Below are 6,306 nucleotides of genomic sequence, written 5' to 3'. Positions count from 1 at the left end.
AGTCCGTCCTCGTTGGCCGCTTGAGTATCTCCCCAAAAGGGTAATTTTGCATTACTTTACATTGAGCCGATAGAGGGATTCGAACCCACGACCCCGAGATTACAAATCACGTGCTCTGGCCAACTGAGCTATATCGGCAAAAGTAATTCTTGATATTTAAGAACTTCTCGTTTTTCGTGGTGCAATATTAGTGCTGATTTTTGAATCTTGCAAATACTTGAGATACTTTTTTTATGACATTTTTCCAACTCTATTTTTAGAGTTTGATAATCAAAGCCTTAAAACTTAAACACTCCACAAATTTCTTCAGCAGCAAAGATTAACATAGAGTTTACATTGCTAACCTTAATTTTGTAAACATTTATCAAAATGCAAATACTCTTCATCATATTACAAGTTTTGGGAGCTGTTGCGCTATTTATCTATGCCATGAAAATGGTGAGTGATAATTTACAGGCAATCTCTGGTGATGGTTTTCAACTCACCCTAAATAAATTAACGCGTAACAATTTTACCACCTTTGTTACTGGTACAATTTTCACCACATCGATACAATCGTCTTCTGCTGCGAGTATTTTTTTCTTGAGTTTTGTCAATGCTGGTCTTATCAATCTCAAAAAAGCTTTTAGTTTAATTATCGGCGCAAATATAGGCACAACTCTTACGTTGTGGTTGATTTTTGCAGGCCTACAGTTCAATTTGCTTTATTTGGCTTTGCCTTTACTTATTATTGCAGTGCCTTTTTATACCTCATACAATAGAAACAGGCGATTAATTGGCGGGGTAATGATCGGATTCACTATGATTTTTTTTGCCCTTTATTTCCTCAAAGCTTTTTTACCCGATATTACCGATATACAAATTCTGCAAACTTACCTGTACACCGACTATAGCTGGATTTATGCTCGTTATTTATTGTTTATTATTTTTGGTCTAATCCTTACCTTGGTAATTCATTTTTCATCGGCATCGATTGCTATTTCGGTTCTACTTGTCGACAAGGGATTGCCACTAGAGTTAGCAGCAATGATGATTTTAGGTGCTAATATCGGAACTACTTTTACTGCACAACTAGCTTCATTTATCGGTAATAAATCTACAAGAATTGTTGCTAATTTTCATACTTATTTCAATATTGCGAGTGCATTATTATTTTTCTTTATAGTTCCTTATATCATACCCTTTTTACAGCAGTACATATCAAATTCTAGCATACTACTGATTAGTTTTGATACGATAACTAATGCCATTACGGCAATTATAGCTTTGATATTTCTGAATCCGATAAGTGAATATTTCAACAAAAAACACGGTAAGGTTTTGGGAGCAAAATCAAAATCGATTGAGAGAATGAATTTCATTACAGTGCCTTACGGTAACAATGCTAATCTTTACCTCAACGACGCAACCAAAAATATCTTGAGACTGGCTGCAATAAGTAGACGCACAATCCAAACCTTGGGTAGGATGATAACCGAAAGTGATGATCAAAAGTTTAAGATTCTTAAAGAAAGAGTGTTAATGCTAGAAAACGAAAGTGACGAAATCGAAGAAGAAATTACGACTTTTCTCATGAAAATCTACAACCTAGACATCAACGAAAGCAAGGCAAGAAGAATCAATCAACTGATGGTTATTTGTCATCATTTAGAGAGCATTAGCGATATTGCAATCAAGATGACGATGATCCATAACAAAAGAAGAAAAAGCAACAGTTTTATTACGCCAAACTTGCGCATTCATATGTCGAAAATGCAACAAGAACTCAACTTAGCAACTTCTTTTTTGTTTCAGAATTTAAGCTCGCCTAACAATGAAATCGACATAGAGAAGTCTCGAGAAATAGAACACAACATCAATCGGTTATACAAAGCTGCCGAAGCAGACCTTATCAAAAGCATCGAAAAAGATAAACTTGGTACATTAAGTGCGTTATATTACAAAGAATTGATACAAAACTACGAATATATCGGCGATCATATTTACAAGGCAAATATGGCGTTGACCAAAGACTAAGTTTCGTACCTTTGTACAATGATGGATCCGTATTCTATTTTCGATATAAAAAATTTTTCTGAATTCGAAGAAAAAGCCTTAGCAGTTTTTCGTCATCAGGCAGAACATGTGCAAGTGTATCGAGATTTTGTAGAGCTGATGAAAGTGAACCCCAAAAATATTTCTGATTTGTACGAAATTCCGTTTTTGCCAATTCGTTTTTTCAAACAATATTCGATAATAGAAAACAAACTTCTTCCAGAAAAAATATTTACAAGCTCTGGAACAACTGGGCAAAATACGAGCAAACATTTGGTTGCAGATTTGGCTTTGTACCATCATAGTTTGTCTAAATGTTTTCATCACTTCTATGGTGATTTGTCTACCTATTGCATTTTCGCCCTGCTTCCATCTTATCTAGAAAGAAACGGTTCATCACTAATCGACATGGTAGAATATTGGACACAACAAGCAGACTCTTCCTTTGGCGGCTTTTATTTGTATAATCATGATGAATTGCACCGCGATTTATTGGCGTGTGAAAATGCAGGCAAAAATGCTATCCTGATTGGCGTTTCTTTTGCCCTACTCGACTTTGTAGAGAAATATCCGATGCAGCTCTCTCGTACAATTGTTATGGAAACCGGCGGTATGAAGGGTCGGAAAAAAGAAATTACTCGACAAGAACTTCACTCGATTCTCAAAAAAGGTTTCGGCACACCAAACATTCATTCCGAATACGGAATGACAGAGTTACTTTCGCAAGCATACATGCGAGAACAAGCTCTCTTCGAAACACCAAACTGGATGCATTTGTTGATTCGTGAAACCGAGGACCCACTTACATTCGTAGAAGAAGGAAAAACTGGTGGGGTAAATGTAATCGACTTAGCAAATTTCCATTCGTGTAGTTTTATTGCAACCGACGATTTGGGCAGAAAAAAATCTTCTAGAACATTCGAAATATTAGGAAGATTCGACCATTCTGATGTTAGAGGATGCAACTTATTAGTGGTCTAATTTCGATTGTAGTACACGATAAAATTATCAGATTACTCCATAAAGAGTTGATTATTTTTTATTTTTCTTGTTCTAGCAACTCCTTCTCTATCAGCCAAAGTAAAGTTTTCACTTATATAAACATCCTAGTAGAATAACCTCTTTACTGCAGTTAATTTTATTAAGAAAAATTATCAAATATTCAACATTGATACGATAGAAAATTGATGAATTTAGAATAAGCAAGCATCTTTTCTATCTTTACGTATCTATATCCAATACAAATTAACATTTTCTTTACCTTTAAAGTTGGAAATGTAAAAATTATGTTTAATTTTACTTACAGAAATCATTTCTAATAAATTTAGAATGGCTTCTTAATTAACACAATAGAGGAAAAACTGATGAGGAAAGGATTAAATCTAGTATTTAATCCTTTTTCTTTTTTTTATTTTCTTTAACACAATTATCCAAAACAAAGGCCGAAATAACTATCAATGTTCAGAAATGAATATTGTTCTCATTGCTTCTTCAATTCTAGGATATTGCATTCGGAAACCAAGATTCTTCAGCTTCATGTTCGATAATAAACAACCATCTAGCACCAATGCGCTACGTTCGCCAAGTATTCTCTTCACAACAAATTCGGGGATATTAGGTAGAAAATAAGGAGCTTTTATCTCTCTAGACAAAACCAAATTGAATTCATTTTGGGTTATCTGCTCATCAGCAACAGCATTTACCGCACCATCTAACGAAGAATTAATCAGAGCAAATTCATACACACGCAACAAATCTTGTAAGTGGATCCAAGGCATATAATTATTTCCATCCCCTAAATTCGTCCCTAAACCCAACCGAAAAACCTTATTCAGTACCCTGATCAAACCACCGTCTTTGCTCAATACGGCAGGCGTACGTACTTTGACCACTCGGGCCCCTATCTCGTGAAACTGATCTGCAGCAGCCTCCCAAGCAACGCAAAGTTTACTCAAAAAACCTTCTCCTGCTTCACTTTCTTCTGTTAAGGTTTTATCCGTAGCTTCATTGCCATAGAAACCAATTGCTGAGGCTGAGATAAATAAGGATAAATCTGGACAAAAATCCTTGGCTTTTTCTAATAGAAAATTAGCTGTATCGATTCGGCTTTCGTACAAAACTTTTTGATAATAACCAGTCCAAGGTTCTGCAATAGGTGCACCTGCCAAATGGATTATGCCATCGATTTGATGCATTGCTTTTTCATCAAAAATATTTTTTTCTACATCCCAATAAAAGTCTTCTTTTGGATACGAACGTTGCAAAATACGAACTTCATGAGCTTTTAAACGTAAATATTCTACTAGAGCCTTACCAATAAAACCTGTTCCACCCGAAACTAAGATCTTCATATTCGATATTTTTTATCTAATTTAGCTCTTTATAAAGAGATTGTGGGCATGAAATGGAATATTTTCCGATTGAAAAAACTCGACAAAGACGAAGAAAATAAACTAAAGAAAAAGATATTTGAGATTATCTTCGAAGCCAATACGCCCTATGGTCGACTATTCGACCTTAGTCTTTTATTGTTGATTATTCTTAGTGTAGCGTTGGTTATACTAGAGTCAGTTCCGACTTTCAATGCTCGCTATCATACTTTTTTAGTTGTTTCGGAATGGTTAATTACCATTCTCTTTACCATCGAATATTTACTACGATTATACAGCGTACAAAAACCTTTACGATATGTTTTTAGTTTTTATGGGATTATCGATTTACTGAGTATCCTTCCTTTCTATTTCGGGATTTTCTTCCCGAATAGTAAATATTTATCAAGCATCCGAATTCTTCGTTTATTCCGTATTTTACGAATTTTTAATCTTACCGGGCTCACGCAAAACAGAAACATTCTTCTAAGAAGCTTGCAGCAAAGTAAAGATAGAATAATAGTTTTTTTATCTTTTGTTATTCTTATCGTTGTGGTATTGGGCTCTTTTATGTATGCGATAGAAAAAAACCATCCAGAGTCGGGCTTCACAAGCATCCCAATCAGTATCTATTGGGCAGTCGTAACCATGACAACTGTAGGTTACGGAGATGTTGCTCCTGTAACGGGCTTGGGTCGTTTTCTAGCTTCTATTATTATGATTTTGGGTTATGGTATTATTGCTGTACCTGCAGGAATTATGTCGCAAGAAATAGCTCGTGCGTCTAAAGAAAACGATCATATCCCAACCAACACAGATGTTTGCAGATATTGTGGCGATAATTATCATTTGGATAATTCTATTTATTGCAAAACTTGCGGGCATTTACTCAACCCTTAGGTTGTCTTTCTAGGACTGAGAATTGGTTTCCTTTTTTAGATTCAATTCGATAAAATTATTTTTCTGTATTTTATTCATATTCGAGTAGTTTTTGGCATACGTCAGTGACATATTCAATTCGTATCCTACCAATAAAATAATTACATTGACATATACAAAAATCATCACCAGCATCACCAATCCCAAAGAACCATAAAGTAAATCGAGATTATTGAAGTGTTTGAGATAGACATTGAATCCGAACAAAGTAGTAATAAAAAGAAGGGTTGATAGCACTGCTCCTGGCACGACGGTAGATTTCGATTTATCTTGATTATTCGGCCCGTAATGGTACAACATGCACATCGATAAAAAATAGAACATAATCACACTGGTCATATTGATCAGTCGAGAACTTTTTGATAAATCGAAGAAGAATTTGGTCTCGGCAAGATATTTCCAAATGATGCCAGTGTAATACAACAACGTCAATTGTAGGATGAGAAACACAGTGAAGAAAATGGTTAGTATCAAGGAAATCAAACGCTGTTTATTGTTGTTTCTTTTGATAAAAACATCTTGATAACTCACATTGAAACCATTTATGATTCCCTGCACACCATTCGATGACATGAAAATGGTAAAAATCATAAACCACCAATTCACCGATTTTTGCTCTTGTTGCTGCGTCGTAATATCAATATATCCGATGACTTCTTTACCAATAGAGTTGGGTATGATTTGGGGTAAAAACTGATGAAAAAGTAAAAGTTTCAGTTCTTCATAATGTGGTATTTTGGGCAACAAAGAAAAAAGGAAAAGAATAAAAGGAAACAGACTAAAAAACAGTGTCCAGGCGATTGCTCCCGAACGAACAGGAAAATTCCCCTTCATCACCCTGATCCAAAAAACTTTTAGCAAATCGTACAAAGGAATATTCGAGAACTGTTTCAGTCGTTTACGTTTACTCCAAACGATGAGCCTTTTTAGCCTATTTTTTTGTTTCAATTTCGACAATAGATTT

General features: G+C 35.0%; 5 protein-coding genes and 1 tRNA gene. 3 read left to right on the top strand and 3 right to left on the bottom strand.

Annotated features, from left to right (window positions below):
• Positions 1-64 precede the first annotated feature (64 nt).
• A tRNA-Thr gene (locus tag HMPREF2660_RS01975) sits at positions 65-138 on the bottom strand.
• Between the two features lie 231 nt (positions 139-369).
• Here HMPREF2660_RS01975 and HMPREF2660_RS01970 point away from each other — a divergent pair.
• Together HMPREF2660_RS01970 and HMPREF2660_RS01965 are read left to right on the top strand one after the other, a co-directional pair.
• Positions 370-2,016 (top strand): Na/Pi cotransporter family protein, encoded by a 1,647-nt coding sequence (locus tag HMPREF2660_RS01970; RefSeq protein WP_013598683.1) that lies wholly within the window; start codon positions 370-372, stop codon positions 2,014-2,016.
• An 18-nt stretch (positions 2,017-2,034) separates the two neighbouring features.
• Entirely contained in the window at positions 2,035-3,015 is a 981-nt protein-coding gene (locus HMPREF2660_RS01965; protein WP_013598682.1) for a long-chain-fatty-acid--protein ligase, read from the top strand.
• 473 nt (positions 3,016-3,488) lie between these two features.
• Here HMPREF2660_RS01965 and HMPREF2660_RS01960 read toward each other — a convergent pair whose 3' ends face one another.
• On the bottom strand, positions 3,489-4,385 hold the full coding sequence (locus HMPREF2660_RS01960; RefSeq protein ID WP_070485466.1) for a TIGR01777 family oxidoreductase: 897 nt from the start codon (positions 4,383-4,385) through the stop codon (positions 3,489-3,491).
• A gap of 48 nt (positions 4,386-4,433) precedes the next feature.
• Between HMPREF2660_RS01960 and HMPREF2660_RS01955 the strand changes: the two genes are divergently transcribed.
• Positions 4,434-5,303: an ion transporter gene (locus HMPREF2660_RS01955; protein WP_013598680.1), complete on the top strand. Its 870-nt coding sequence runs from the start codon at positions 4,434-4,436 to the stop codon at positions 5,301-5,303.
• A 9-nt stretch (positions 5,304-5,312) separates the two neighbouring features.
• On the opposite strand, the gene HMPREF2660_RS01950 is transcribed toward HMPREF2660_RS01955, so the two are convergent.
• Positions 5,313-6,299, bottom strand: a complete 987-nt coding sequence (locus tag HMPREF2660_RS01950) for a YihY/virulence factor BrkB family protein (RefSeq protein WP_013598679.1) — start codon at positions 6,297-6,299, stop codon at positions 5,313-5,315.
• Between the last annotated feature and the right edge of the window lie 7 nt (positions 6,300-6,306).

This window comes from Weeksella sp. HMSC059D05 (assembly GCF_001809725.1).
Lineage (GTDB): Bacteria > Bacteroidota > Bacteroidia > Flavobacteriales > Weeksellaceae > Weeksella > Weeksella virosa.
The sequence above is the reverse complement of the archived record's forward strand: the minus strand, read 5'-3'. Positions and strand labels throughout refer to the sequence as shown.

Bases quoted from the DNA above. Each gene is read 5' to 3' on its own strand.
- HMPREF2660_RS01970 (WP_013598683.1), top strand. From the start codon at position 370: ATGCAAATACTCTTCATCATATTACAAGTTTTGGGAGCTGTTGCGCTA.
- HMPREF2660_RS01965 (WP_013598682.1), top strand. From the start codon at position 2,035: ATGATGGATCCGTATTCTATTTTCGATATAAAAAATTTTTCTGAATTC.
- HMPREF2660_RS01955 (WP_013598680.1), top strand. From the start codon at position 4,434: ATGAAATGGAATATTTTCCGATTGAAAAAACTCGACAAAGACGAAGAA.
- HMPREF2660_RS01960 (WP_070485466.1), bottom strand. From the start codon at position 4,385: ATGAAGATCTTAGTTTCGGGTGGAACAGGTTTTATTGGTAAGGCTCTA.